We start from the raw sequence: 25712 nt of genomic DNA on the forward strand, positions 1-25712 counted from the left end.
TTAGCCTTTCGGCGGCCGCGCCCCGAACGGGAGAAGACGGGAGGCGAGGGCCGCGAGTGTCGTTGTGGTCCCTGCCTCCAGTTTAACCGTCGCGCGTGAGTCGCCCTTCGTGCTCCCGCGGTTGACGATCACGATGGGTTTGCCCGCACGCCGGGCGAGTTCGACGATGCGGATGCCGGAGTTCACAGCGAGCGAGGACCCCGCGACCACGAGTGCCTCGGCCCGTCCCACGACCTCCGCGGCGAGGCGGAAGATCCCGGAGGGCACGAACTCGCCGAAGAAGACCACTTCGGGCTTGAGGATGCCGCCGCAGCGCTCGCACTCGGGCACGGTGAAACGGGCGGTGTCCGTGACCTCCGCGTCGCCGTCCGGGTTGATGACAACGCTCGCGGGGTCGTCGAGCCACGGGTTGAGCGCGTCGAGCCGCTGCGCGAGATCTGTGCGTGCGTACACCTGTCCGCACCGCAGACACACGACGCGGTGCACGGTGCCGTGCAGCTCGACGAGGCGTCGGGTGCCGGCCTTCAAGTGCAGCGCATCCACGTTCTGCGTCACGACCCCGGTGGAGCGCCCTGCCGCTTCGAACGCCGCGATCGCCCGGTGCCCCTCGTTCGGCTGCGCAGCGTCGAACATCGTCCAGCCACGGTGACTGCCCGCCCAGTACCGCTTGCGCGCAAGCGGGTCCGCGAGAAACTGCTGGATCGTCATTGGCGTTCGGCGTGGAGCGCCGTCTCCGCGGTAGTCCGGAATTCCCGAATCCGTGCTGACCCCTGCGCCCGTGAGGAAGGCGACACGTCGCCCGTCAAGCGCGTCGACCGCGGCGTCGAGGCGTGCATCGTCGACCACGGGCATGTGTCCCTCCAGACTCGTCGCACCTGCGACGATGGTATCGGCAGTGGTCGGGAGCAGGTTCGCCCCGGTCTCCGCGAGAGAGGACTCACGTGCACATCCGACCGATCACCGAGCTCAACGCGCCAGGACTTGAGGACTATTCCCGGCTCACCGACGTCGCCCTCCGCCGGGTGCTCGAGCCCGCAGGCGGTCTGTACCTCGCGGAGTCGCCGAAGGTCATCGCGCGTGCCATCGCCGCGGGGCACGTGCCGCGCTCGGTGCTTCTGCAGCAGAAGTGGCTCGACGACGTCGCGCCGCTGCTCGAGCCGTTCCCGGACGTGCCGGTGTTCGTCGGCGACGAAGCGGTGCTCGAGCAGCTCACGGGCTACCACATGCACCGGGGCGCTCTCGCCTCGATGCACCGTCCGCCGCTCGCCTCCGTCGCCGACACCATCAGCGACGGGTCTCGCATCGTCGTGCTCGAGGACATCGTGGACCACACGAACGTCGGCGCCATCTTCCGGGCTGTAGCGGGAATCGGAGCCGACGCTGTTCTCGTGGGTCCACGCTGCGCCGACCCGCTCTACCGCCGCAGCGTGCGCGTCAGCATGGGCACTGTGCTGCAAGTGCCGTGGACGCGCATGCCGAGCTGGGCGGGCGGAATCGCCGACGTGAAGAGCGCCGGGTTCCACGTCGCCGCACTCGCGCTCACCGATGACGCCGTCCCGCTCGACGAGTTCTCGGCGCGGAACCACGACAAGCTCGCGATCGTGATGGGCGCAGAGGGCGACGGTCTCAGCCGCACGGCGATCCGCAGCGCCGACACCGTCGTCGTGATTCCCATGAAGCACGGCGTCGATTCGCTCAACGTCGCCTCGGCGAGCGCTGTCGCCCTGTGGGAGCTGCGCCGACGCTGAGCTACGCCTCCGGGTCGACCGGAACGTTGAACGGCGCCGCGGTGGGTCGCTTGGCCGTGATGAAGTCGCCGGAGGACTGGTGCCGGATGCGGCGCAGCACCCACGGCACGAGGTACTCCCGCGCCCAGTGCAGGTCCTCCGTGCGCGCCTGCCGCCAGCTCACCTCGGGCAGCGGCTCCGGCTTCATCGGCTCGAGGTCGTTCGGCACGTTGAGCGCCGCGAGAACCATGCGCGCGACCTCATGGTGGCCGAGCGCGTTGAGGTGCAGCCGGTCTGGTGCGAACATCCGCGCGTCCTGGATGGGCTTGAGCGCCCACTGGTCGGCGACGATGCAGTCGTAGGCGTCGGCGATAGCACGGATGTTCTCGTTGTAGATCGCGACCTTGCCGCGGATGCCGCGGAACACGGGGGAGAAGCCGACGTCGACGCCCGTGAACACGACGATCGTCGCCCGGTCGGCGCTGAGTCGGCGAATCGCGTCGTCGAACTGGGCAGAGATCGCGTCGGGGTCCGAGCCCGGCCTGATGACGTCGTTGCCGCCCGCGGAGATCGTGATGAGATCGGGGTGCAGGTCGAGCGCCGGCTCGATCTGCTCGTCGACGATCTGCCGAATGAGCTTTCCACGCACGGCGAGGTTGGCGTAGGCGAAGTCGTTCGAACCACGGCTGAGCACTTCGGCGACCCGGTCCGCCCAGCCCCGGTGTCCACCGGGGAGCGTGGGCTCTGGATCGCCGATGCCCTCCGTGAACGAGTCGCCGAGCGCGACATACCGGGACCACGGGTGCCGCTGGGCGGCGTCTTCGGGTTCGGCATCCGCATGCTGATCCGTCTGTATCGACACGAAAACCACCTTTCGTCGGGGGACGACGCTGCCCTCACGCTACCGCGTTCCTGTCAGCGCCGTCGGGTACAGTACCAAGGTCGTGAGTAGTCCTGAATTGTCGCCGATCCCCGGCCCCCGCATCGGCACGTCAGCCGCAGAGCACCTCTCGCCGACGTTTCCCGAGCGCGCCGCGTGGGGAACGGTCGGGAAGCTGCGCGCCTGGCAGCAGGAGGCCATCGACCTGTACTTCCAGAGCGAACCGCGCGATTTTCTCGCCGCCGCGACCCCCGGAGCCGGGAAGACGACGTTCGCGCTGCGGCTCGCCGCCGAGCTGCTCGCCCGGCGCACCGTCGACCGCGTCACTGTCGTCGCCCCGACGGAGCACTTGAAGAAGCAGTGGGCGGATGCCGCCAGCCGGGCGGGCATCCGGCTCGATCCAGGATTCGCCAACCGCCAGGGCCGTTACGCGAGCCACTACCACGGCGTCGCCGTGACCTACGCACAGGTCGCCGTGCGCGCCTCGCTGCACCGCGACATCACCCTGTCGGCGCGCACCCTCGTCATCCTCGATGAGGTGCACCACGGCGGCGACGCCTTGAGCTGGGGCGACGCGATCCGCGAGGCCTTCGAGGGCGCCACGCGCCGGCTCTCGCTGACGGGAACGCCGTTCCGCTCCGACACGGCGCCGATCCCGTTCGTCAGCTATCTTCCCGACAAGCACGGCATCCGCACGTCGCAGACGGACTACAACTACGGCTACGGTCGAGCTCTCGCTGACGGCGTCGTCCGGCCCGTCATGTTCATGGTGTATGCGGGCCACATGCGCTGGCGCACGAAGACCGGCGACGAGATGGAGGCGAAGCTCGGCGAGGACAACACCAAGGACATCACTTCGCAAGCGTGGCGCACGGCCCTCGACCCGGAGGGGGAGTGGATTCCGCAAGTGCTCTCCTCCGCCGACCGGCGGCTCAGCGAGGTGCGCCAGGCCATCCCCGATGCAGGCGGCCTCGTCATCGCCACGGACCACTTCGCCGCCCGCGCGTACGCGCAGATCCTCCACCAGATCACGGGGGAGGAGCCCACCGTCGTGCTCTCCGACGAGAAGGAGGCGAGCGATCGCATCGAGCAGTTCTCGAAGGCAGACAGCCGCTGGCTCGTGGCCGTGCGCATGGTCTCCGAGGGCGTCGACGTGCCGCGGCTCTCGGTCGGCGTGTACGCGACGAGCTCGTCGACGCCGCTGTTCTTCGCGCAGGCCATCGGACGCTTCGTGCGGTCCCGCCGCCGCGGCGAGACAGCATCCGTGTTCCTGCCGAACGTGCCACAGCTCATGGCCCTCGCGAGCCAGATGGAGCTCGAACGCGACCACGCCCTGGACAAGAAGGACACGGGCGCGTCGGAGGGGGACCTGTGGAACCCCGAAGACGCGATGGTCGCGGACGCGAACCGACCCGACAAGGCCTCCGACGCGCTCATGAACGAGTTCAGCTATCAGGCGATCTCGTCCGATGCCCAGTTCGACAGGGTCGTGTACGACGGCGCAGAGTTCGGGTCGTACGCGCAGCCCGAGACGGAAGAGGAGCTCGACTTCATCGGGCTGCCGGGACTGCTTGAGCCGGAGCAGGTGCACGAACTGCTCACCCAGCGGCACCGCCGGCAGGCACGCCGCATCGAGGCGAGGCAGAAGACGCTGCCGCCCGAGCAGCAGGAGGACAACGTCCCCCTGTACCGCACGCTCAAGGAACAGCGGAGCCTGCTCAACAGCCTCGTCGGGCTCTACGCCAAGAACATGAACCAGCCGCACGGGCTCGTGCACGCCGAGCTGCGGCGCGTCTGCGGTGGGCCCGCAGTGCCGCAAGCGAGCGTCACGCAGCTGCAGGCGCGCATCGCGTTCCTGCGGAAGAAGCTCGGCAGCGGGCGCTGAGACAGCGTCACCGCCGCGCCACGAGCGAGCTGCACGGCGAAACTGCGCGGGCAGAAATGCGAAGAGCGGACCTGAGGGTCCGCTCTTCATTACGTTCGTAGCGGGTTGAGCTGCGCGGAACGAGAAGCGCTCGAAGCGCGCCAAGCGTCATTCCCTCACGTGACACATTCGAGACGAGAACCGCCCTGAACAGGCACGCGGGAGCCACGCCTCACGAGACATCGTGCGAGATCAGCGTCGTGTCGACCAGGGCAGCCAGTTGCCGCCGGGACTGGTCGCCGTCACCGCATCGAGCTTCGCGCGGGCGCTCGCCAGCATCCGGGCAGGCACGTCTTCCGCCCGCGATTGGCCGCTTCTCTCCGACTCTCCGTCGAGGGCGCGCAGCCGGTAGGAGACCGTCTGGCCCATGCCCTTCACGAATCCGTGGCCGCTGTCGTAGGTCCATTTCGCGCGGCGAGGTTCGCTCACTTCTTCAGTAAGGCCGCCGCCGGCAATCGCGAATGTCTCCCATTCGAGCTCGTCTGCGACGGTGTCCCATCGCTCGTCACAGGCGTTGCAACCGCACGAGGGATAGACCGCGCTGAAGAGCACACCGGCAAACACGCGCACTCCGGGAAAGTCGGTCAGCACGATCACCACTGGTGCGCACGCGTCATCGCACGGCGTCAAGCGCACGGCTCGCACGGTCTCATCGGCCGCCGGAGGGTGGAGCAGATCAAGAGTGACGTGGTGTCCTTCTTCAACTCCGACGTCATACGTGGACGCGAGATGGTCGATGAGCGCTGTCGCCACCGTGTGCAGCGGAGCGAATCGCTCCGGGTGGCTCACGACGGAGTAGCTGTCCTCTGGCGGAGTTCCACCTCGGTCCGCCCAATGATTGCCGTGCTCGATGACAGCTCCGGAATCGTCTCGGAACACCATCGGTTCGACGTACGGCCGCGCATACTCCGTCATGGAGCCATTCTTGACATGAATGCGCCAACCCACAAACGCGCTTTGGCCAAGAAGCCGCATAAGCCGAGCGCCTACGCAGGCGGAAATGCGAAGAGCCGGACCCGAAGGTCCGGCTCTTCATCACGTGCGCGAGGGGGGACTTGAACCCCCACGCCCTAATACGGGCACTAGCACCTCAAGCTAGCGCGTCTACCAATTCCGCCACCCGCGCGTGATGTTCCGGAACCGGATTTCTCCGGCGCCGAGGTAAGACTCTAGCACGGTTTTCGATCGCGTTTTGCCACTCGCGTGCACCCGGAACCTCAGGCGATAGCGTGGACGCATGCCTACACATGACGATGCCGCGGCCAGCGGCGGCGAGCGCCGGTCGGAACTCGACGAGACGGCTCTTGTCACCCGCGATCTGATCCGCTTCGACACCACGAACTACGGCGACGGGAAGTCGAAGGGCGAGACCGAAGCCGCGGAGTACGTCGAGGCGCGACTGGCCGGCATGGGTCTCGCCCCGCAGCTGTTCGACTCCGAGCCGCGTCGCACTTCCGTCGTCGCCCGCGTCGAGGGGCGCGACTCCAGCAAGCGGGCGCTTGTGGTGCACGGTCACCTCGATGTCGTGCCCGCCGACCCGGAGAATTGGAGCGTCGACCCGTTCGAGGGCGTCGTGAAGGACGGCATGCTGTGGGGCCGCGGCGCTGTGGATATGAAGGACATGGATGCCATGATCCTGACGAGCCTCGAGGACATCCTCGCCGACGGGCAACCCGAGCGCGACCTCGTCGTCGCGTTCTTCGCCGACGAGGAGAACGGCGGGATCTACGGCTCCCACTACCTCGTCGACAACCACCCGGAGCTGTTCGCGGGCGCAACGGAAGCGATCAGCGAGGTGGGCGGCTACTCGATCGATGTCGACGGCACGCGTGCGTACCTGCTGCAGACGGGTGAGAAGTGCCTCGTCTGGCTGAAGCTCATCGCACGGGGAACCGCCTCGCACGGATCGCGGGTCATGCACGACAACGCCATCACCAAGCTCGCGGAGGCCGTCGCGAAGGTCGGCCGCACCGAATGGCCGGTCCGACTGACCGACACGACGGAACAGCTGACCGGTCGCATCGCCGAGATCCTCGGCGCGGATGTGCGAGAGGTCGCCCCGCAAGAGCTCATCCTCGCGACGGGAACCGCCGCGGGATTCCTGCAGGCGTCGCTGCGCACGACGACGAACCCCACGATGCTCGACGCGGGCTACAAGCACAACGTCATTCCCGACACGGCGGAAGCACGCATCGACATCCGTGCCATGCCGGGCGAGGAAGACGAGATCATCGCAGCGATAACCGAGCTAGTCGGCCCCGACATCGACGTACAGATCAGCCATCGCGACGTCGGTCTCGAGAACCCGTTCGCGGGCGAGCTCATCGACGCCGTCACCGCTTCGCTTGGCCGTCATGATCCGGGCGCTCCCGTGCTGCCCTATCTGATGCCGGCGGGAACCGACAACAAGGCGCTCTCGAAACTCGGCATCACCGGCTACGGCTTCGCGCCGCTCCGCCTGCCGGCCGACATGGACTTTCCCGGAATGTTCCACGGTGTTGACGAGCGCGTGCCACTCGACGCATTAGTCTTTGGCAGGCAGGTTCTCACCGACCTGCTGCGACGCTACTGACACTCAACCCTCAGGCGGACTTCTCCACGTGGACCTCATCAACGCGATCATCCTCGGCATCGTCCAGGGACTGACCGAATTCCTTCCCGTCTCCTCCAGCGCTCATCTGCGCATCGTCGGAGAGTTCCTCGGCACCGGCGCCGACCCTGGCGCCCGCTTCACGGCGATCACGCAGATCGGCACGGAGGCAGCCGTCGTGATCTTCTTCTGGAAGGACATCGTCCGCATCATCGGCGCCTGGTTCAAAGCGCTCGGCGGGAAGATCCCACGCAATGACCCTGATGCGAGGATGGGCTGGCTGATCATCATCGGCAGCGTCCCGATCGTCGTGCTCGGCCTTCTGTTCCAAGACGCGATCGAGACGACGCTTCGGTCCCTCTGGTTCACCGCAACCACGCTCATCGTGTTCGGCATCCTGCTCGGGATCGCCGACTGGGTCGGGGCGAAACGACGAAAGCTCGACGACCTGACCTACGGGCACGGCGTCATCTACGGTTTCGCGCAGGCGATGGCCCTCATCCCCGGCGTGTCCCGCTCGGGCGGCACCATCACGGCGGGCCTGTTCCTCGGCTACTCCCGGGAAGCTGCGGCGCGTTACGCGTTCCTGCTCGCGATCCCTGCGGTGCTCGGCAGCGGCTTCTACCAGGTGGCGAAGTCCATCGCGTCGCCGTGCGAGCCGGGCATGACCGGCTGCACTCCGGACATCTTCGGCCCGCTCGAGACCCTCGTCGCGACAGTCGTCGCCTTCGTCATCGCGATCGTCGTCATCGCGTTCTTCATGAAGTGGATCTCGAAGCACAGCTTCCTGCCGTTCGTGATCTACCGCATTCTGCTCGGCGGTGCGCTCATCGTGCTCCTGCTCACCGGCGTCATGACGGCGTAGCCGCGGCGATAGGCTGAGAGCATGCAGTCGTGGTCGCGTCCCGTCATTCCCTCCGTCCCCGGCGAATCGTCACCACCCTGCCTGTTCGACACGGCTACGCAGTCGCTCGTGGAGGCGCGTCCGGGCGACGTCGCCCGCATCTACGTGTGCGGCATCACTCCGTACGATGCGACGCACATGGGCCACGCCGCCACGTATGTCGCGTATGACACGCTGCAGCGGGTGTGGCTCGACGCGGGCTATGACGTGCACTATGCACAGAACATCACCGACATCGACGACCCTCTGCTGGAGCGCGCGGCCGTGACGGGGGAGAACTGGCGCGAGCTCGCCGACTCCCAGATCGAGCTGTTCCGCGCGGACATGGAGAGCCTCGCGGTCATTCCGCCGGTTGACTACGTCGCCGTCACGGAGGTGATCGAGCCCATCGGGCGCGCGGTCAAGCGGATGCTGGAGAACGGCACTGCCTATACGGTGCCGACTCCCGAGAGCTCCGAGGGCGAAGACGTCTACTTCGACATCGCCGCGGCAGAGCGGCTGTCGCCGTGGACGCTCGGTGAGGAGAGCGGCCTCGACCGCGCTGTCATGGCGGAGCTCTTCGCCGAGCGCGGCGGAGACCCCGATCGTGACGGCAAGCGTGACAGTCTCGACCCGCTCGTCTGGCGAGCCGCCCGTGAGGGCGAACCGCGCTGGGAGTCCGCCGTGGGTGCCGGACGCCCAGGCTGGCACATCGAGTGCTCCGTCATCGCCCTGATGGAGCTCGGCAGCGACTTCACGGTGCAGGGCGGAGGCAGCGACCTCGTCTTCCCGCACCACGAGTTCAGCGCTGCGCACGCGGCGGCCCTGTCCGGCAAGCCGCTCGCTCGCGTCTACAACCACACGGGTATGGTCGCCTACCAGGGCGAGAAGATGTCGAAGTCGCTCGGGAATCTCGTGCGCGTGTCGCAACTGCGTGAAGAGGGCGTCGATCCTCGCGTGATCCGCCTTGCAATCCTCGCGCACCACTACCGCAGCGACTGGGAGTGGTTCGACAGCGTCCTCGACGCGTCCGTCGAGCGCCTGCAACGGTGGCAGGACGCGTTCGGAGCCTCGTCAACAGCGGGGCAGGACTCAGCGTCCGATGTCGTCGACGCTGTGCGCGCGGCCCTCCGCGGCGACCTCGACACTCCGACGGCGCTCGCGCTCATCGACGGTGCAGCGGAAGCGGGCGTGGACCACCCCGCGCTTATCGCAGACGCCGTCGAGGCGCTTCTCGGCGTGCGGCTGTAACTCAGCTCGGGTCGGGTCCGCGCTTCGGGTCGTCGGGGGAGCCGGGACCGGTTCCCGGGCCGCGGTGTCCGTCCGACTTGCGCAGATAGCGCTCGAATTCGCGGGCGATCGCCTCTCCGCTGGCCTCCGGCGCCTCAACCGTGTCGCGCGCGGCCTCGAGCTGACGGATGTACGCCGCCATCTCCTCGTCCTCGGACGCGAGAGTATCGATGCTCCGCTCCCATTCCGCGGCCTGCTCCACCAGCTCACCGCGCGGAATCACGACATCGATGAGCTCCTCGAGCTTGTCGATGAGCGCCAGCATCGCCTTCGGCGAGGGGGAGTGCTGCACGTAGTGCGGAACCGACGCCCAGATCGACAGCGTCGGGATGTCGAGCGTGTCAGCAGCGTCGGCGAGCGCGCTGAGCACTCCGACAGGCCCCTCGTAGGCGCTGCGCTCGATACCGAGCGCCCTTCGCACCTCGGCGTTCTCGCTGCTCGTGAAGATGCTGATCGGCCGGGTGTGCGGCACATCGGCGAGCATGGCGCCGAGGAAGATTATCGCCGACACGTCGTGCGTGAGAGCAGCGTCGAGCAGCTCCGCCGAGAAGGCCTTCCAGCTGCGGGACGGCTCGGTGCCCACGAGCAGGTACACGTTGTCGTTGTTGTCTGCGCTGATCGTCAGCTCCGCGTCGCGCGCGATGTCGCCCGCTTCGTACGCTTCGATCGGATGGGCCGGACCGTAGAGACGCGCGCTCGGCCACGTGAGTCGGCGGCGGCCGTCCGGGTCCGTCGATACGACGGGTCGGTTGAACTGGAAATCAAAGTACAACTCGGGATCCACCTCGAACAGGGGAACGAGCTCGAGCTGGTCCTTGAGCATGCGCACGGCTCCCGTTGCGGCGTCGCCCGCGTCGTTCCAGCCTTCAAACGCCACCACGAGGAGCCTGCCGCTCAAGAAGTCCTGTCCGTCAGTCACACGCACCCATGTCTCTCGGTCTGCCGCCTGCCGTCCGGCGGTTCATCCCAGAATAGGCGCATCCGTTGCCGGTAGCATGGTGCCCCGTGACTGCCCTTACTCCGGCGGCCGTTCTGTGGGACATGGACGGGACCGTCGTCGACACCGAGCCGTACTGGATACAGGCCGAGACCGACCTCGTCGAGTCGTTCGGACACACGTGGACCTACGAGGACGCGATGTCGCTCGTTGGCGCCGGGCTGTGGGAGTCGGCGCAGATCCTCAAGGACCACGGCGTCGACATGGAGCCCGACGACATCGTCGCTCTGCTGACCGACCGCGTGCAGAGCCGGCTCGCTCGCGACGGCGTGCCGTTCCGCCCCGGCGCGAGCGCCCTGCTCAAGGAGCTGCACGCTCGCGGCATCCGCACCGCTCTTGTCACCATGTCGGTCAGGCGGATGGCGGAGCAGGTCGTCGAGAACATTCCGTTCCCCGCGTTCGAGATCCTTGTCACCGGCGACGAGGTGACGCACCCCAAACCGCACCCGGAGCCGTATCTGAAAGCCGCGCGCGAGCTCGGCGTGGACATTCGCGACTGCATCGCCATCGAAGACTCCCGCAATGGGCTCGCCTCCGCGGTCGCCTCGGGAGCCCGCTCTCTCGCGGTGCCGCACGCCGTGTCGATTCCGGAAGCCGCAACCCACACCATCTGGCCGACCCTCGAGGGCCGCGGTGTCGACGACCTGTTCGCCCTTCCCCTCCCTGAAACGGATGCCACCGCATGAGCCTGTCCTCCGAACGCCCGCAGAACAGCGGACCCTTCCGCATCGGCGATCGCGTGCAGCTCACGGGCCCCAAAGGCAAGCGGAACACGATCACGCTTGAGCCGGGGAAGCTCTTCCACACGCACAAGGGCGCGATCGAGCACGACGCGATAATCGGGCAGCCCGACGGCACCGTCGTCGCGAACACCGTCGGCGTGGAGTATCTCGCGCTGCGGCCGCTTCTCGTCGACTTCGCGATGTCGATGCCGCGCGGCGCCGCGATCATCTACCCGAAGGATGCCGCGCAGATCATCGCCCTCGCCGATATCTTCCCCGGGGCGACGGTCGTGGAGGCCGGCGTCGGGTCCGGCGCCCTCTCGCTGTGGCTGCTGCGCGCCATCGGCGACGCCGGCTCGCTCGCGTCGTTCGAGCGTCGCGACGAGTTCGCCGACGTCGCGCGCGGCAATGTCGCGACCTTCCTCGGTCACGATCCCGCGAATTGGACCGTCACGGTCGGCGATCTCGCCGAGGAGCTGCCGCAGGCCGCCGCCGACGGCACCGTCGACCGCGTCGTCCTCGACATGCTCGCCCCGTGGGAATGCCTGGATGCCGTGTCCGCCGCGCTCAAGCCGGGCGGAGTGCTGCTGTGCTATGTGGCGACAGTGACGCAGCTCTCTCGCGTCGCCGAGGCGATCCGCGCCAGCGGCAATTACACGAACCCGTCCTCGAGCGAGACCATCGTGCGCGGCTGGCACGTGGAAGGGCTCGCCGTGCGACCGGAGCACCGCATGATCGGGCACACGGGCTTCCTCCTCACGGCCCGCCGGCTCGCTCCCGGCGCCGTGCTACCCGAGCTCAAGCGCCGCGCGTCGAAGAGCGACTACAGCGACGAGGACGTCGAGGCGTGGACGCCCGGTGCCCTCGGCGAGCGCACCGTCAGCCCCAAGAGCCTCCGCAAGCGCGTGCGCGCGGCCGCCACGGGCGCCGAGACGTCCAAGTCGCGGCGCTTCGATGACACGACCGACGGCGACGCGGCATCCGACCACTAAACTTGATGAGCCCGACGTCTGCGACTTCGAAACGAGGTACCGTGCGCACCGCACCCGCCCTGCTTGTATCGGCAGCACTTGTCACCCTGACGCTGAGCGGATGCAGCAGCGCACCCTCCGATTGCCTGACACCGGGGGATGCGACCGAGCAGGTTTCGGTGAGCGGTGATCTCGGCAGCACACCCACGGTGTCCTTCCCGACTCCGCTGTACGCGCAGAAGACGCAGGCTCAGGCCGACATCGTCGGCGACGGGGAGCGGCTCGAAGGCGGCGAACCGGTCGTCATCGACTGGTCGATCTACGACGGTCGCACCGGAAAGCTCATCGAGGCGAGCCCCTACGATGGCAGCCTCGGTCCCGTCTCGAGCTCGCAGATGCTGCCCGGCATGGCGCGCGCGCTCGAGTGCCAGACCGTCGGCTCCCGTGTCGTCGCCGCCGTCGCCGCGGACGACGCGCTCGGACCTGCCGGCGGGCGCCCCGATCTCGGAGTGAACAAGGACGACACTCTCATCATCGTTCTCGACATCGAACGTGCGTACCTCGCGAAGGCGAACGGCGCCGACGTTCCCGTCGTCGAGCCGGGCTTCCCCTCGGTCGTCACGGCACCTGACGGAACGCCGGGGCTGACGATCCCGAAGTCCGACGCTCCGACGACCGCGAAGTTCACGACGCTCAAACGGGGCGACGGCGCGACGGTGACGAAGTCGTCGACCGTCATCGCGCACATGCTGCAGGCGTCGTGGAACTCCCGCACCGTCTCGCAGTCGACGTGGTCCGACGGCACACCCCGCCAGTTCGCCATGGACTCCGTACCCGACGAGGTCAAGAAGGCTCTCATCGGCTCGACCGTCGGCTCGCAGCTTCTCGTACTCGTGCCGAGCGACAACGGCGATGCGACGATCTACGTCATCGACGTCCTCGGCGTCGACTAAGGGTGTGTCGGATGCCGCAAGGCATCCCGCTCACTAGGATTGGTCACGTGTCCCAGCAGCCCCGCGCCGCCGAGCGCGTTCCCGTCGAGGAGCGCCTCTTCAGCCTCGTGCTCGCTCTCGTGGCCACCGAGTCCGGACTCACGAAGGATGCCATCCTCGCGACCGTGCAGGGTTATCGCCAGCGCTATGTGAACGGCGGCGACAACGCGAGCCTCGAGCGGCAGTTCGAGCGTGACAAGGACGACATCAGGGAGCTCGGCATTCCGCTCGAGTCCCTCACCCCGCCGGGAGACGAAGGCAACTCGCAGCACATCCGCTACCGGATTCCGAAGGGGGAGTACGATCTCCCCGCCGACGTCACGTTCACGGCGGAGGAGATCACTCTTCTCGGTCTCGCGGCAACCGTGTGGCGCGAGGGCACGCTCTCGAGCGAATCCCAGCGGGCGCTCATGAAGCTGCGCTCGCTCGGCGTCGACGCCGTCGACCCGGTGATCGGCTACGCGCCCCGGCTGCGCACGAGGGAGGCGGCGTTCGAGCCGCTGCGCACGGCGATGGAGCGTCACACGGTTGTGACGTTCCCGTACCTGAAGCCCGGCGACTCGGCGGCGCGCGTGCGCACCGTCGCCCCGCTCGCGATCGTTCAGCACAGCGGACGCTGGCACCTCTACGCGATCGACGTCGACATCGACGAGCGCCGCACGTTCTTGCTCTCCCGCATGGTGCAGGCTCCCCGGGTCACAGGGCGAACCTTTGAGCCGCCGGAGGCGGAGGGCAGCTTCTCGGACAAGGCGCTCCGCAATCTCGACGAGCTGTGGGAGCGCAGCACAGCGACGGTTCGCGTGACGCCTGATTCGCACGCTGCCGCGACGCTCACTCGCCAACACGGCGCTGAGGAGCTCGAGGCGGGCCTGCTCCGGCTGCACTTCACCGACATCAATATCCTCGCTGACGAGCTCGCATCGTTCGGGCCGGAGGCCGAGGCCCTCACGCCGCCGAGCCTGCGCGCCGCTGTCGTTCAGCGGCTCACGCGAGCCCGCACGGCGCACGGGCCAACCGATCAGCACACCGGAGAGTCGTCATGAGCCGGCCGCCGCAGGCGCGGGACAAGCTCGCCTTCCTGCTCTCCCTCGTGCCGTACCTGCTCGACCGGAGCCACGCGACCGTGGCCGAAGCCGCGGCGCACTTCGGCGTTCCGGAAGAGCAGGTGCGCCAGGCGGTGCGGCTGATCGCTGTCTCGGGCGTCCCGGGGGAGTCGAGCCAATACCAGCACAACGACCTCTTCGACATCGATTGGGACGCGTTCGAGCAGAACGACGAGATCATCATCACGCATCTCGTCGCCATCGACGACTCGCCGCGCTTCTCCGCCAGGGAGGCGGCCGCCCTCATCGCCGGCCTGCAGTATCTGTCGACGGTTCCGGAGCAGGCTGACCGCGACGTCGTCGGCTCCCTCATGACGAAGCTGACCCGGGGCGCCTCCGGCGCCCCGATCGAGGTGGCCGTCGAGGCGGTGGAGACCGACGGGACGCTCGGTCTCATCCGCGAGGCCGTCGAGCACGAGCGCCAGCTCGAGTTCAGCTACCTCAATTCGCGCGGCGAGCGAGAGGATCGTCGCGTTGACCCACTGCGCATCGAATCGCTCGATGAGAACTGGTACCTGCGGGCGTGGTGCCACCTCCGCACCGGCATCCGCACCTTTCGCCTCGACCGGATGAGCGGCGTTCGCATCGCCGAGAGGCCGATCACGCACCGGGCGGCCGACGTGACCTTGCCGGAGACGCTGTTCGAGGCGTCTGCCGAAGACGTGACGGTGACCGTGGATATCGCGAAAGACGCCGAAGGCCTCATCGAGGAGTACATCGTCTCGGCGGAGGCCGCGACGGAGCCTGGCCGCACACGGGCCCAATTGCGCATGGCGCACCTCGCGAGCCTCGGACGGCTCATCGTCGGACTGCCCGGATTCGCGCGTGTGCTCGACCCGCCGGAGGCCCGGGAGGCCGTCGCCGAATGGGCGTCCCGCGCACTGTCACGGTATGAGAACGGTTCCTCCGACTCAGCCAGCTGAGGGCGTTAGACTTGTCCGACATTCCAGTGATGGGAAACACATGCTTGGCAATCTCAACGGATGGCACCTTGTCATCATCCTCTTCCTCGTCTTGCTGCTGTTCGGCGCGCCGAAGCTGCCGGGACTCGCCCGCAGCATCGGCCAGTCCATGAAGATCTTCAAGAGCGAGGTCAAGAGCAACGACGAGCCGGGCACGCCTGCCCCCGGCCCCGACGCTCCGCGCGACGAGGTGCGACACCCCGGGCCAGCGGCCGACACGCCGCGTCCCGACTCCTCGTCCGACGAACCGACCTCCAAACCCTGACCGGTCGTGACCGAACGTTTCGCTCGCTCCAAGAAGACGAAGCCCGCGAAGGACCCTGAGGGGCGCATGAGCCTGGCCGAGCATCTGCTCGAGCTGAGGAAACGGCTGTTCATCTCGGCGATCGCGATCGTCGTGGGCATGGTCGCCGGATTCGTGCTGTCGAACATCATCATCGACCTGATGTCGGCGCCGATTCGCGAGATCGCGGAGTCGAAGAACGCGAGCTTGAACTTCGACACCGTGACAAGCGGCTTCGACCTGCACATGAAGGTCGCGCTCACGGTGGGACTCGTCATCTCTGCGCCAGTGTGGCTCTATCAGATCTGGGCGTATCTGGTTCCGGGGCTCAAGCGCACAGAGATCACCTACGTTCTCGGCTTCCTGTTGAGCGCGATTCCACTGTTCTTCGCCGGCTGCGCCGCCGGCTGGTTCGTCATGCCGCACATCGTGGAGCTCATGGCGGGCTTCACCCCGGGCGACGCTTCGAACCTCTACCAGGCCGGGTACTACTACGACTTCATCCTGAAGCTCGTTCTCGCCGTCGGCATCGCGTTCGTGCTCCCCGTGTTCCTCGTTCTGCTGAACTTCGTGGGGGTGCTCTCGGCGAGGGCGATCATCAAGGGGTGGCGCATCGCTCTCCTCGTGATCATGCTCTTCTGCGCCATCGCCACCCCGGCGGCTGACGTCATCTCGATGTTCATGCTGGCAGTGCCCATGATCGTTCTCTACTTCGCCGCCTACGGTGTCGCGTTCCTTCGTGATCGCTGGCGGGATAAGCGAGCCGCCGCGATCGACGCCGAGTACCGCCAGTGACGGCGAGCGCTTCCGAGCGGTACAGCTTCGCGACGAACGCGTCGGCGTCGCTGCGGTCGTTCCGTGCCACGCAGCGCTTCGACCTCGATCCGTTCCAGCTGGCCGCCTGCACTGCTCTCGACGCGGACCGCAGCGTGCTCGTCGCGGCGCCGACGGGCGCGGGCAAGACGATCGTCGCCGAGTACGCCATCCATCTCGCGATGCGAGAGGCGAACGCGAAGGTGTTCTACACGGCGCCCATGAAGGCGTTGAGCAACCAGAAGTACACGGAGCTCGTCGAGCAGTACGGCGCCGACAGTGTGGGCCTGCTCACCGGCGACACAAACGTGAACCCGCGAGCCCGCATCGTCGTGATGACGACGGAAGTGCTGCGGAACATGCTCTACGCCGATTCGGACCTGCTCGGCGGGCTCGCGTTCGTCGTGCTCGACGAGGTGCACTACCTCGCGGACCGCTTCCGCGGGGCCGTGTGGGAAGAGGTGATCATTCATCTCCCGCAGGGCATTCGCCTCGTCGCCCTGAGCGCGACGGTCTCGAACGCGGAGGAGTTCGGGGCGTGGCTGCAGACCGTCAGGGGCGACACGGAAGTCATCGTCTCCGAAGAGCGGCCGGTTCCCCTCGAGCAGCACGTGCTGATGCGCGGCCGCTTGCTCGACCTGTTCGCGTCGACATCGCACGACGACACCGCCGACGTGAACCCGGAGCTGGTTCGACTAGCCCAGTTCGGCGGGCGGTCGCCGACGAACAAGCAATACCGTGACGTGAGCCGGTACAACCAGCGGCGCAGCCCGCGGCGCATCCCTCGAATGAACCGCGACGCGATGGTTGAGCTGCTCGACGAGCACCGGCTCCTTCCCGCGATCTTCTTCATCTTCAGCCGGAAGGGCTGCGATCAGGCCGTGGAGCAGATCCTCCGCTCCGGACTGCGCCTCACCGATCAGGAGGAGAGGGCTCAGATCCGCGAGTTCGCGGAGGAGCGCTGTCGCACCCTTCCCGACGAAGACCTCGGGGTACTCGGCTACTGGTCCTGGCTGGAGGGCCTGCAACGCGGCATCGCCGCCCACCACGCCGGAATGCTGCCGGTGTTCAAGGAGGTCGTGGAGGAGCTGTTCCGCCGCAAGCTTCTCAAGCTCGTCTTCGCGACAGAGACGCTCGCGCTCGGTATCAACATGCCCGCGCGAACCGTCGTGCTCGAGAAGCTCGAGAAGTTCAACGGCGAAGCTCGCGTGCGCATCACTCCCGGGGAGTACACGCAACTCACCGGCCGAGCCGGTCGGCGCGGCATCGATGTGGAGGGGCATTCGGTCATCCAGTGGCATGAGAGCCTGCACCCGCAGGACGTCGCTTCGCTCGCCTCCAAGCGCAGCTACCCGTTGACCTCGAGTTTCCGGCCCACCTACAACATGGCCGTGAACTTGATCTCGCAGTTCGGGCGCGCCAGGACCCGGGAGGTCCTGGAATCCTCCTTCGCCCAGTTCCAGGCCGATCGCGCGGTTCTCGAGCTCGCCCGAACCGTGCGCGAGCAGGAGGCATCCCTCGCGGGCTACGAGGAGGCCATGACGTGCGATCGCGGCGACTTCCGCGAATACGCGGCCATGCGACGCGAGCTGACCGACCTCGAGCGCAAGAGCGCGGCCGTCCACGGCATGTCCCACGCCCAGCGGGAGAAGCGGCAGCGCCGTATCGCCAGCTTGCAGAAGCAGCTGCGGGCGCACCCGTGCCACCGGTGCCCCGATCGGGAGAACCACGCACGCTGGGCGGAACGCTGGTGGAAGCTCCGCCGGAAGACCGACGAGCTCAACCGCCGAATCGCCGCGCGAACCGGCGCCGTCGCGGCCGTCTTCGATCGCGTCACGGATGTGCTCGTGTCTCTCGACTACCTGCAGACCACGGATGACGGGCGACTCGAGCCGACCGATGCAGGGGAGGTGCTCGCCCGCGTCTACGGAGAACGGGATCTTCTCGTCGCCGAGTGCCTGCGCAGCGGCATCTGGGACAATCTTGACCCGGCGGCCCTCGCCACGATCGTCTGCTGCCTCATGTACGAGCCGCGCCGTGATGACGCGGAGTATGCCGAGCAGTACCTGCCGCGAGGCGCATTCCGTCGCGCGCTGCGCGAGACGCGCCAGATCTGGGCGGATCTCGACGCGGTCGAGGAGGAGCACCGGCTCACGCGCTCCGAGCCCCCGTCCACCGGGCTCGCACCGGCGATGCACATGTGGGCGCGCGGCGCCTCACTGGATCGCGTCCTCATCGAAGCTGACATGGCGGCCGGCGACTTCGTGCGCTGGTGCCGGCAGACGATAGATCTTCTCGATCAGATCTCGGGCGTCGCGTCCCCTGAGCTCGCTGTCAAAGCCCGCTCCGCTCTCGAGTCGGTGCGACGCGGAATCGTCGCCTACAGCACGATCTGATTCACAGGATGAGGGCCATAGGCTGGGAATCGTGCCACAGCCCGCGCTTCTCGCTCCTCCCGTGACCCGGCCCGTGATTCCGCTCGTTCCGGCGCTCATCGTGGCTGCGGCCGCCGGTCCCGTCTACGACGCGGGGTTCCCCGACAAGAACGTGTGGCCCCTCGCTTTCGTCGGCATCGGCATGCTCCTCGTGACGTTCATCGGCCGCCGCGCGGGCACGTCACTCCTCGTCGGCTTCGTCGGGGGCCTCTCGTTCTACCTCACCCACATCTTCTGGGCGACGCTGTACCTCGGGCCGGTGCCGTGGCTCGCGCTCTCCGTCGTCGAGTCGTTGTTCTTCGCCGCGGGCGCGCTGCTCATCACGCTCGCCTATCGCTGGATGCCGCGCGTGTGGAGTTCACCCGCGGCGCGCCTCGTCGGTGTTCCCGCCGTCGCCGCCGCCCTGTGGACGGCACGGGAGGCTGTCGCGAACGTCTGGCCATACGGCGGCTTCGCATGGGGGAGAGCGGCGCTCAGCCAGTCCGAGTCTCCCTTCGCGGCGCTCGCGTCATGGCTGGGGCTGTCGGGGCTGAGCTTCGTCATCGTCCTGATCGCCGCGGTCCTCGTGCAGCTGCTGCGGGAACCCGGCGCTGTGCGCCCCTGGTCCTTCATGCTTCCCGCCGTGCTGATCACGGCGGTGCTCGCGGTTCCGATGTGGCCGACGCAGCAAGTGGGCACAACGACGATCGCGGCGGTGCAGGGCAACGGAAAGGCAGGCTACTTCGACTCGCGGGAACCCGGCGATCTCCTCAAGGCGCAGCTCACAGCATCCGCTCCCGTCATCGGCACGCCGATCGACATGATGGTGTGGCCGGAGAACGGCACGGATCTCGATCCCACCCGCAACAGCTCGGCCGCGGTGGCGCTGAGCCTCCTGAGCCAGGCGCTCGGCGGCGCACCGATCATCACCGGGACGATCACGGAGCGGCACAAGCTGTACTACAACACGTCGCTCCTGTGGCAGAACGGCGGAGTCGCCGACTACTACGACAAAGTGCACCCGGTTCCGTTCGGAGAGTATGTGCCGGACCGGTCTTTCTGGGAACCGCTCGCCCCTGATCTGATCGGGCTGATTCAACGCGACTACCAGCCCGGCACCCGCGATTCGGTCATGGACGTGAACGGGCGCATCGTCGGGATCTCGATCTGCTTCGACATCGTCGATGACGCGCTTGTGCGCGACACGATCGACCGCGGTGCGCAGATCATCCTCGCGCAGACGAACAACGCCGACTTCGGCCGCACGGACGAGAACGAGCAGCAGCTCGCGAACGCCCGGCTCCGCGCCATCGAGACGGGGCGGGCTCTCGTCAACATCTCCAGCGTGGGACAGAGCCAGATGATCGCGCCGGACGGCTCGACGCTGCAGGAGATCCCCGCCTACCGGCCGGGGCACATGGTGCAGGCGATGCCGCTTATGCGCGGAACCACCCCTGCCGTGCTTCTTGGCGGGCAGATCGAACTGTTCATCGCGCTGCTGGGTCTCGGAACGCTCGTGGCCGCCGGCGTATTCGCCAGGCGGCCACGAAACCGGTAGAGAAGAGTCAGGCGCTCTTCTGCTGCCCTCGGCGAGCACGCAAGTAGTCGAGCCGCTCCTGGAGCAGAACCTCGAGCTCTTCCCGTGAACGCCGCTCAAGCAGCATGTCCCAGTGGGAACGCGGATGCTTCGCATCCGAGTGGTCGACGGTCACCGTCTCGGTGCCGACGAGCAGCAAGGCTTCAGCCCCGCACGCCTTGCACTCCCAGGTGTCCGGCGCTTCGGCGTCGGCCGCGAAGGTGAGGGTGGTCTCCTTCTTGCAGACGGTGCACTGGTACGTCCGCTGGACCCGTTCAGAAAATACGACGCCCTCTTCGCTCTGCAAGCTCTGGGCGCCGAGGCGCATTCCGCGCAAACTGCGATCTGCCATTGTGTGGTCTCCTTCTCGCACGCTCTCACCATGTATAAACCAACAAGCTGGGCAAATCCTTCCAGCACGGGTCGCGGCCGGCCGTAGGGAGCGTCAGCTCGCGAAGATCCGGGCGGCGAGATCGCAGCGGTCGGTGACGAGCCCGTCGACCCCGAGAGCGACGAGGCGGCGCATGTCACGCTCGTCGTTCACGGTCCAGACGTGCACTTCGACGCCGGCGCGGTGGAAGGTGCGGACCGTGCGCCGGGAGATGAGCCGGAGCGGCCCCCGACGCTCGGGCAGCTGTACGGCGTCGACGCCGCGAAGGGCCGCGCGCACGAGCGTGGGAAGGCCGAGGTAGAGCCACGGCAGCGCGGCGATAACGAGCTTGGAGGAGGCGCTCGTGGCGGCGGCGGGGAGTTGGGCCGTCACGGCGGCGCGGGTCGACTCGTCAAACGACGTGACGAGGACGCGATGGGATGCGCCGGCGGCTCGAATGGCTGCGACGGCGGGCTCGACTGCGGCGAAGGCCTTCACGTCGATGTTGAACTTCGCATCCGGGAACTCTCGCAGCGCGTCTTCGAGAAGCGGCATCCGCTCGCCGCTCGACAGCTCGTCGAGTGTCGACTCGGCGATTCGACGCGTCAGCCCCGCGACGACCAACGCGGGGTCGTGGTTGATGACGCACGCGCCGTCGAGCGTCGCGTGGACGTCGGTCTCGAGGTAGTCAGCGCCGGCGTCGAGCGCCGCCCGGAACGCAGGCAGCGTGTTCTCGCGAGCGTGCGTCGCCAGGCCGCGGTGGGCGAAGATGCGGACCCGATCGCGCGGAGGCAGGAACGGCTCTGTCATGACTCCGAGGACGTGCCGACGCCGTAGCCGTGAGCGCCGCGCGGCGGCACGACGGACGATGGCGATTCCGATGCCGGATTCTTCGGAGCAGAAGGACCGAACGGGTCCGGCTTGCCGGGCGTGAACGCGCCGCCGATGCCCTTGAGCGCCTCGGTGAGCTCGGAGGGGATGATCCACAGCTTGCTGGCGGGGCCGTCCGCGAGCTTCGGCAGCATCTGCAGGTACTGGTAGGCGAGAAGCTTGCTGTCCGGGTCGCCCTCGTGGATCGAGGAGAACACCGTGAGGATCGCCTCGGCCTCGCCCTGGGCGCGCAGAACCGCGGCCTTCGCGTCACCTTCGGCCTTGAGGATCGCCGACTGCCGTGCGCCCTCCGCCTCGAGGATCGCCGACTGCTTGGTGCCCTCGGCCGTGAGGATCGCCGCGCGACGGTCACGCTCCGCGCGCATCTGCTTCTCCATCGAGTCCTGAATGGACACGGGCGGGTCGATGGCCTTGAGCTCGACCCGGCTCACCCGGATGCCCCACTTGCCTGTCGCCTCGTCGAGGACGACGCGCAGCTGCCCGTTGATGTTGTCACGGCTCGTGAGAGCCTCTTCAAGGTTGAGCCCTCCGACCACGTTTCGCAGCGTCGTCGTCGTGAGCTGTTCGACAGCGCCGAGGTAGTTGGCGATCTCGTAGGTGGCGGCGCGCGCGTCGGTGACCTGGAAGTACACGACAGTGTCGATCGAGACGACGAGGTTGTCCTCGGTGATCACCGGCTGCGGCGGGAAAGACACGACCTGCTCGCGCATGTCAAGGAGCGGCCGCAGCCGGTCGATGAACGGCACGAGGATGTTCAGTCCGGGCTGCAGCGTCTTGTGGTACCGGCCCAGCCGCTCGACGATGCCCGCCGTGGACTGCGGAATGATGCGGATCGCGCGGAACAGCGCGACGAGCACGAAGATAATGACGATGATCGCGATGATCCAGCCGATCACCGATCCGAGCGAGATCGCTTCGATCATGAGGGGTCTCCTTCAGTCGGTGCCACGAGCGCGGTCGCCCCGTGGATCGAGAGTACGGTCACGGGCGTGCCCGGCGCGACGCTCGGCACGAGGGAGCCCTCCGCGATCCGCGCGGTCCAGGTCTCGCCGTTCGCGAGCTTCACTTGCCCGCCGACGGCGTCGACGGTGCTCACCACTCGACCGCCCATGCCGATGAGGGCGGCGATGTTGCTCTTCGTCGGGTCTTCTCCTTTGTGCAGGGCGCGCAGGAGGGGCGGCCGCACGAGCAGCAGGAGGAGAACGGATGCCGCTGCCGCGATAAGCAGCTGCAACCACCAGGGAGCGCCGACGAAGCCCGAGAGCATCCCGATGAGGCTGCCGATCGCGATCATCAGGAACGTGAACTCAAGCGAGAGCATCTCGATCGTGATGAAGGCGAGGATCAGCACAAGCCAGATGATCCAGCCGTAGTGGGTGATCCACTCCATCGTCGGGGCCCTTCCTCGGCAGGCTCGGGTGCCTGCTTCGAATCTAGCAGTCGGGCGAATGCCCGTGTTGGTAGTCTCGTGGGGTATGTGCGGCGTGTCCGCGTTCCGATCCCCGAGGAGTTTCTTGTGTCCAACCCCCTCCAGCCCGGCTCTCTCGACGGCAAGCGCGTTCTCGTCACCGGCTCGAGTCGCGGCGTCGGCGCAGACACCGTCCGATACTTCGCGGACGCCGGCGCGAAGGTCGTCATCAACTTCCGCAACAAGGAGGCGCGCGCGGCGAAGCTCGCGACAGTGATCCGGGAGGCGGGCGGCACCGCCATCACCGTCGGCGCCGACCTGACTGATCCGGCATCCGTGTCAGCCATGTTCGACGAGATCGAGCGCGAGTTCGGCGGCCTCGACATCCTCGTCCTCAACGCCTCAGGCGGCATGGAGTCCGGCATGGCCGAGGACTACGCGATGACGCTCAACCGCGATGCCCAGGTGGGCGTGCTGACCGCGGCGCTGCCGCTGCTCGGCGACGGAGCACGCGTCGTGTTCGTGACGAGCCACCAGGCGCATTTCATCCGTACGACGTCAACGATGCCCGAGTACGAGCCCGTCGCGAAGTCGAAGCGCGCCGGCGAGGACGCGCTCCGGGAATACATTCCTTCCCTTGCCGAGAAGGGCGTTGGCTTCGTCGTCGTCTCGGGCGACATGATCGAGGGCACGATCACCGCGACCCTGCTGGAGCGGATGAACCCGGGAGCCATCACGGCCCGCAAGGAGGCGGCCGGCAAGCTCTACAACGTCGCCGAGTTCGCCGCGGAGGTCGCCCTCGCGGCGGTCGAGCCGGTTCCCGCAGACAACACGCGCCTCGTCGGCGACGTTTCGGACTTCGACCCGGAGAGCTGACGCCCCGCCCGGTGGTTGAATGGGCGTGTGAAAGCTTCAGACCTCGAATCCATCCTCTCCGTCTCCGCTCCGGCGCTGGATCCGCAGGGCGGCCGCGCCGTCGTCTCCGTGACCCGGCCGAGTCTCGCCGCGGACGCCGTCGTCGGCCAGCTGTGGAGTGTGCCGCTCGACGGCGCGGGGCCGGAGCGATTGACGCGTGGGTTCCGCGACACGAATCCTCAGTTCGCGCCCGACGGACAGCTGCTGGCCTTCCTGCGCGCCGCGCCGGGTAAGCCCGCACAGCTGCACGTCGTGTCGGCCGGGGGAGGGGAGCCGGTCGCAGTCACGGATGCGGCCCTCGGGGTCTCCGAGTTCGCGTGGTCGGCGGACGCTACCCGCCTCGCCTTCGTCGCCCGAGTGCCGGAGCAGGGCCGCTACGGCACCGTCGAGGGTCGTGATGCGGGCGCGGAGGACCCGCGCACGTTCACGTCGCTGCGCTACCGCCAGAACGGGCTCGGCTACTTCCGCGATCGGCGCAGCCAGCTCTTCGTCGTCGACAGTCCCGACGTCACGGCGGAGCCGCACATCGAGCCTGTGCCGGATGCCTCCGGCGAGGCGCCCGCGTCCGACGCGCCCGTCGCGCCGGCGCGCCAACTCACGTTCGACGATGCCGACTACTCGAACCCGCAGTTCACTCCGGATGGGTCCGCGATCGCGGTGCTCGCCGCCCGGCATCCCGAACGCGATGATGACTTGCGATCCAATGTCTGGACTGTCCCGGTGGACGGCGGCGACCTGACGGCCGTCCTCGGCTGGCCACACACCCTGTCGATCGCGAAGGCCCGGTTCGCCGACGACGGCACGCTCTTCCTGCTCGCGCAGGAGGTGGGGGAGAGCGGCCGCGATTTCGTCGCCCGCAACGTCTCGCTCTACGTCGTCGACGACGGGTCCGCACGCGTGATGACGGACGCGGAGACCGTCGATCTGGGGGAGCCGGGAAGCGACATCGTGGCCTGCGCCGACGGCGGCGTTCTGGTGCAGAACCGCACTCGCGGCACGGTCCAGCTCGTCGAGGTCCACCGCGGCGGCGCGCTGCGCACCCTCACGCAGGGGGAGAGCAGCGTCACAGGAGCGGCATCCGCCGATGGAGTCACGGTCGTCAGCTACACCGACCCGTACACGGCCGGCGACGTCGCTATCGTGTCCCGCGGCATCTGGCGGCAGATCACCGACTTCGGCGCCGCGCTTCGCCGTGTCGGCGTCGTCGCGCCACGCGAGCACGTGATCGCGGGACGCGACGGCTACCCGGTGCACGGGTGGAGTCTCGTACCGGAGTCGGCGGAACGCGTGCCGGTCGTGCTGATGATCCACGGCGGTCCCTTCGCCGCCTACCCCGCCGCGTTCTTCGACGAGGCGCAAGTTCTCGTCGCGGCCGGCTACGGCGTCGTGATGTGCAACCCGCGCGGATCCGCAGGCTACGGACAGCAGCACGGCAGGGCGATCCGTCAGGCGATGGGCACCGTCGACGAAGCCGATGTTCTGGACTTCCTCGACGGCGTGCTCGCCGCGGAGAGCCGGTTCGACGCCGATCGCGTCGGCATCATGGGCGGCTCCTACGGCGGCTACCTCACGGCGTGGATCACCACGAACGAGCACCGTTTCGCCGCCGCGATCGTCGAGCGCGGGTTCCTTGACCCCGACGCGTTCGTCGGAACCAGCGACATCGGAGACTTCTTCGGCGACGAGTACTGCGGCACCGACCCGGAGCTCGTCGCGTCGCAAAGCCCGCAAGCGCACGTGGCCGGCGTCGCGACGCCGACGCTCGTGCTTCACTCGGAGCAGGACTACCGGTGCCCGCTGGGTCAGGCGGAGCGCTACTACGCCGCGCTCGTGAGAAACGGCGTCGACGCGCAGCTCACGGTCTTCCCGGGGGAGAACCATGAGCTCAGCCGGTCCGGGCGGCCGCGGCACCGCGTGCAGCGCTTCGAGGTGATCCTCGACTGGTGGGCTCAGTACCTGCCCACGCCTGAGAACAACGCGTGATGGCAGGGCCGGCTCACC

Annotated in this window: 24 protein-coding genes and 1 tRNA gene; 16 read left to right on the forward strand and 9 right to left on the reverse strand. The window is 67.8% G+C overall.

What is annotated here, in order from left to right; all coding sequences use genetic code 11:
* Positions 1 to 852, reverse strand: coding sequence for a Sir2 family NAD-dependent protein deacetylase (locus tag BLV49_RS14820; protein ID WP_091186318.1), 852 nt, complete (start codon positions 850 to 852; stop codon positions 1 to 3).
* Between the two features lie 89 nt (positions 853 to 941).
* Here BLV49_RS14820 and BLV49_RS14825 point away from each other — a divergent pair, with 89 nt between their 5' ends.
* Positions 942 to 1748 (forward strand): TrmH family RNA methyltransferase, encoded by an 807-nt coding sequence (locus BLV49_RS14825; RefSeq protein ID WP_091186322.1) that lies wholly within the window; start codon positions 942 to 944, stop codon positions 1746 to 1748.
* Position 1749: 1 nt separating this feature from the next.
* On the opposite strand, the gene BLV49_RS14830 is transcribed toward BLV49_RS14825, so the two are convergent.
* Positions 1750 to 2589: an SGNH/GDSL hydrolase family protein gene (locus BLV49_RS14830; RefSeq protein WP_434061465.1), complete on the reverse strand. Its 840-nt coding sequence runs from the start codon at positions 2587 to 2589 to the stop codon at positions 1750 to 1752.
* Between the two features lie 82 nt (positions 2590 to 2671).
* Here BLV49_RS14830 and BLV49_RS14835 point away from each other — a divergent pair, with 82 nt between their 5' ends.
* Positions 2672 to 4492 carry a DEAD/DEAH box helicase gene (locus BLV49_RS14835; RefSeq protein ID WP_245723672.1) on the forward strand — a complete coding sequence of 607 codons (1821 nt, stop codon included), beginning with the start codon at positions 2672 to 2674 and terminating at the stop codon, positions 4490 to 4492.
* Between the two features lie 231 nt (positions 4493 to 4723).
* Here BLV49_RS14835 and BLV49_RS14840 read toward each other — a convergent pair whose 3' ends face one another.
* Together BLV49_RS14840 and BLV49_RS14845 are read right to left on the reverse strand one after the other, a co-directional pair.
* Positions 4724 to 5446, reverse strand: a complete 723-nt coding sequence (locus tag BLV49_RS14840) for a DUF6226 family protein (protein ID WP_091186328.1) — start codon at positions 5444 to 5446, stop codon at positions 4724 to 4726.
* 125 nt (positions 5447 to 5571) lie between these two features.
* Positions 5572 to 5657: transfer RNA gene (locus tag BLV49_RS14845), tRNA-Leu, on the reverse strand.
* A 111-nt stretch (positions 5658 to 5768) separates the two neighbouring features.
* Here BLV49_RS14845 and BLV49_RS14850 point away from each other — a divergent pair.
* From BLV49_RS14850 to mshC, 3 genes are read left to right on the forward strand one after another with little or no spacing between them, the layout of a single operon-like run.
* Positions 5769 to 7103: a M20/M25/M40 family metallo-hydrolase gene (locus tag BLV49_RS14850; protein ID WP_091186332.1), complete on the forward strand. Its 1335-nt coding sequence runs from the start codon at positions 5769 to 5771 to the stop codon at positions 7101 to 7103.
* Positions 7104 to 7131: 28 nt separating this feature from the next.
* Complete coding sequence (locus BLV49_RS14855) at positions 7132 to 7986, forward strand: undecaprenyl-diphosphate phosphatase (protein WP_091186337.1); 855 nt, start codon at positions 7132 to 7134, stop codon at positions 7984 to 7986.
* A 21-nt stretch (positions 7987 to 8007) separates the two neighbouring features.
* Positions 8008 to 9255: a cysteine--1-D-myo-inosityl 2-amino-2-deoxy-alpha-D-glucopyranoside ligase gene (gene mshC, locus BLV49_RS14860; protein WP_091186340.1), complete on the forward strand. Its 1248-nt coding sequence runs from the start codon at positions 8008 to 8010 to the stop codon at positions 9253 to 9255.
* A gap of 1 nt (position 9256) precedes the next feature.
* Here mshC and BLV49_RS14865 read toward each other — a convergent pair whose 3' ends face one another.
* Positions 9257 to 10213 carry a proteasome assembly chaperone family protein gene (locus BLV49_RS14865; RefSeq protein WP_091186344.1) on the reverse strand — a complete coding sequence of 319 codons (957 nt, stop codon included), beginning with the start codon at positions 10211 to 10213 and terminating at the stop codon, positions 9257 to 9259.
* An 86-nt stretch (positions 10214 to 10299) separates the two neighbouring features.
* Here BLV49_RS14865 and BLV49_RS14870 point away from each other — a divergent pair, with 86 nt between their 5' ends.
* The 9 genes from BLV49_RS14870 (at position 10300) to lnt (ending at position 20109) form a co-directional block, all read left to right on the forward strand.
* Complete coding sequence (locus tag BLV49_RS14870; RefSeq protein ID WP_245723673.1) at positions 10300 to 10977, forward strand: HAD family hydrolase; 678 nt, start codon at positions 10300 to 10302, stop codon at positions 10975 to 10977.
* Complete coding sequence (locus tag BLV49_RS14875) at positions 10974 to 12005, forward strand: tRNA (adenine-N1)-methyltransferase (RefSeq protein WP_091186353.1); 1032 nt, start codon at positions 10974 to 10976, stop codon at positions 12003 to 12005. The genes BLV49_RS14870 and BLV49_RS14875 overlap by 4 nt, the downstream gene beginning before the upstream one ends.
* 41 nt (positions 12006 to 12046) lie before the next feature.
* Positions 12047 to 12937 (forward strand): FKBP-type peptidyl-prolyl cis-trans isomerase, encoded by an 891-nt coding sequence (locus BLV49_RS14880; protein ID WP_143034067.1) that lies wholly within the window; start codon positions 12047 to 12049, stop codon positions 12935 to 12937.
* A gap of 47 nt (positions 12938 to 12984) precedes the next feature.
* The gene (locus tag BLV49_RS14885) at positions 12985 to 14019 is read left to right on the forward strand and encodes a helix-turn-helix transcriptional regulator (RefSeq protein WP_245723674.1); all 1035 of its coding nucleotides are present in this window, start codon (positions 12985 to 12987) and stop codon (positions 14017 to 14019) included.
* A complete protein-coding gene (locus BLV49_RS14890; RefSeq protein WP_091186359.1) occupies positions 14016 to 15002 on the forward strand; it encodes a helix-turn-helix transcriptional regulator in 987 nt (328 codons plus the stop codon). Before BLV49_RS14885 ends, BLV49_RS14890 begins: the two co-directional genes overlap by 4 nt.
* Before the next feature lie 40 nt (positions 15003 to 15042).
* On the forward strand, positions 15043 to 15306 hold the full coding sequence (gene tatA, locus BLV49_RS14895) for a twin-arginine translocase TatA/TatE family subunit (RefSeq protein WP_091186361.1): 264 nt from the start codon (positions 15043 to 15045) through the stop codon (positions 15304 to 15306).
* A 66-nt stretch (positions 15307 to 15372) separates the two neighbouring features.
* Positions 15373 to 16119: a twin-arginine translocase subunit TatC gene (tatC, locus tag BLV49_RS14900; protein ID WP_091187407.1), complete on the forward strand. Its 747-nt coding sequence runs from the start codon at positions 15373 to 15375 to the stop codon at positions 16117 to 16119.
* Positions 16116 to 18533: a DEAD/DEAH box helicase gene (locus tag BLV49_RS14905; protein ID WP_091186364.1), complete on the forward strand. Its 2418-nt coding sequence runs from the start codon at positions 16116 to 16118 to the stop codon at positions 18531 to 18533. Before tatC ends, BLV49_RS14905 begins: the two co-directional genes overlap by 4 nt.
* Positions 18534 to 18564: 31 nt before the next feature.
* Positions 18565 to 20109, forward strand: coding sequence for an apolipoprotein N-acyltransferase (lnt, locus tag BLV49_RS14910; RefSeq protein WP_245723675.1), 1545 nt, complete (start codon positions 18565 to 18567; stop codon positions 20107 to 20109).
* A 7-nt stretch (positions 20110 to 20116) separates the two neighbouring features.
* On the opposite strand, the gene BLV49_RS14915 is transcribed toward lnt, so the two are convergent.
* From BLV49_RS14915 to BLV49_RS14930, 4 genes are all read right to left on the reverse strand, one after another.
* On the reverse strand, positions 20117 to 20479 hold the full coding sequence (locus BLV49_RS14915) for an RNA polymerase-binding protein RbpA (RefSeq protein ID WP_091186368.1): 363 nt from the start codon (positions 20477 to 20479) through the stop codon (positions 20117 to 20119).
* A gap of 93 nt (positions 20480 to 20572) precedes the next feature.
* A complete protein-coding gene (locus BLV49_RS14920; protein WP_091186372.1) occupies positions 20573 to 21307 on the reverse strand; it encodes a glycerophosphodiester phosphodiesterase family protein in 735 nt (244 codons plus the stop codon).
* Positions 21304 to 22311, reverse strand: coding sequence for an SPFH domain-containing protein (locus tag BLV49_RS14925; protein ID WP_091186375.1), 1008 nt, complete (start codon positions 22309 to 22311; stop codon positions 21304 to 21306). The genes BLV49_RS14920 and BLV49_RS14925 overlap by 4 nt, the downstream gene beginning before the upstream one ends.
* The gene (locus tag BLV49_RS14930) at positions 22308 to 22778 is read right to left on the reverse strand and encodes an NfeD family protein (RefSeq protein WP_091186379.1); all 471 of its coding nucleotides are present in this window, start codon (positions 22776 to 22778) and stop codon (positions 22308 to 22310) included. The genes BLV49_RS14925 and BLV49_RS14930 overlap by 4 nt, the downstream gene beginning before the upstream one ends.
* A gap of 126 nt (positions 22779 to 22904) precedes the next feature.
* Between BLV49_RS14930 and BLV49_RS14935 the strand changes: the two genes are divergently transcribed.
* Positions 22905 to 23672, forward strand: a complete 768-nt coding sequence (locus BLV49_RS14935) for an SDR family oxidoreductase (protein WP_091186382.1) — start codon at positions 22905 to 22907, stop codon at positions 23670 to 23672.
* Between the two features lie 27 nt (positions 23673 to 23699).
* Positions 23700 to 25694: a S9 family peptidase gene (locus tag BLV49_RS14940; protein ID WP_091186384.1), complete on the forward strand. Its 1995-nt coding sequence runs from the start codon at positions 23700 to 23702 to the stop codon at positions 25692 to 25694.
* Positions 25695 to 25712 lie beyond the last annotated feature (18 nt).

Origin of the sequence: Paramicrobacterium humi (assembly GCF_900105715.1) — a bacterium.
Classification (GTDB): domain Bacteria; phylum Actinomycetota; class Actinomycetes; order Actinomycetales; family Microbacteriaceae; genus Paramicrobacterium; species Paramicrobacterium humi.

Excerpts from the sequence above, each read along its gene's own strand:
- BLV49_RS14820 (WP_091186318.1), bottom strand. The coding sequence starts at position 852 with ATGCCCGTGGTCGACGATGCACGCCTCGACGCCGCGGTCGACGCGCTT.
- BLV49_RS14840 (WP_091186328.1), bottom strand. The coding sequence starts at position 5,446 with ATGACGGAGTATGCGCGGCCGTACGTCGAACCGATGGTGTTCCGAGAC.
- BLV49_RS14850 (WP_091186332.1), top strand. The coding sequence starts at position 5,769 with ATGCCTACACATGACGATGCCGCGGCCAGCGGCGGCGAGCGCCGGTCG.
- mshC (WP_091186340.1), top strand. The coding sequence starts at position 8,008 with ATGCAGTCGTGGTCGCGTCCCGTCATTCCCTCCGTCCCCGGCGAATCG.
- BLV49_RS14875 (WP_091186353.1), top strand. The coding sequence starts at position 10,974 with ATGAGCCTGTCCTCCGAACGCCCGCAGAACAGCGGACCCTTCCGCATC.
- BLV49_RS14890 (WP_091186359.1), top strand. The coding sequence starts at position 14,016 with ATGAGCCGGCCGCCGCAGGCGCGGGACAAGCTCGCCTTCCTGCTCTCC.
- tatA (WP_091186361.1), top strand. The coding sequence starts at position 15,043 with ATGCTTGGCAATCTCAACGGATGGCACCTTGTCATCATCCTCTTCCTC.
- tatC (WP_091187407.1), top strand. The coding sequence starts at position 15,373 with ATGAGCCTGGCCGAGCATCTGCTCGAGCTGAGGAAACGGCTGTTCATC.
- BLV49_RS14915 (WP_091186368.1), bottom strand. The coding sequence starts at position 20,479 with ATGGCAGATCGCAGTTTGCGCGGAATGCGCCTCGGCGCCCAGAGCTTG.
- BLV49_RS14920 (WP_091186372.1), bottom strand. The coding sequence starts at position 21,307 with ATGACAGAGCCGTTCCTGCCTCCGCGCGATCGGGTCCGCATCTTCGCC.
- BLV49_RS14925 (WP_091186375.1), bottom strand. The coding sequence starts at position 22,311 with ATGATCGAAGCGATCTCGCTCGGATCGGTGATCGGCTGGATCATCGCG.
- BLV49_RS14930 (WP_091186379.1), bottom strand. The coding sequence starts at position 22,778 with ATGGAGTGGATCACCCACTACGGCTGGATCATCTGGCTTGTGCTGATC.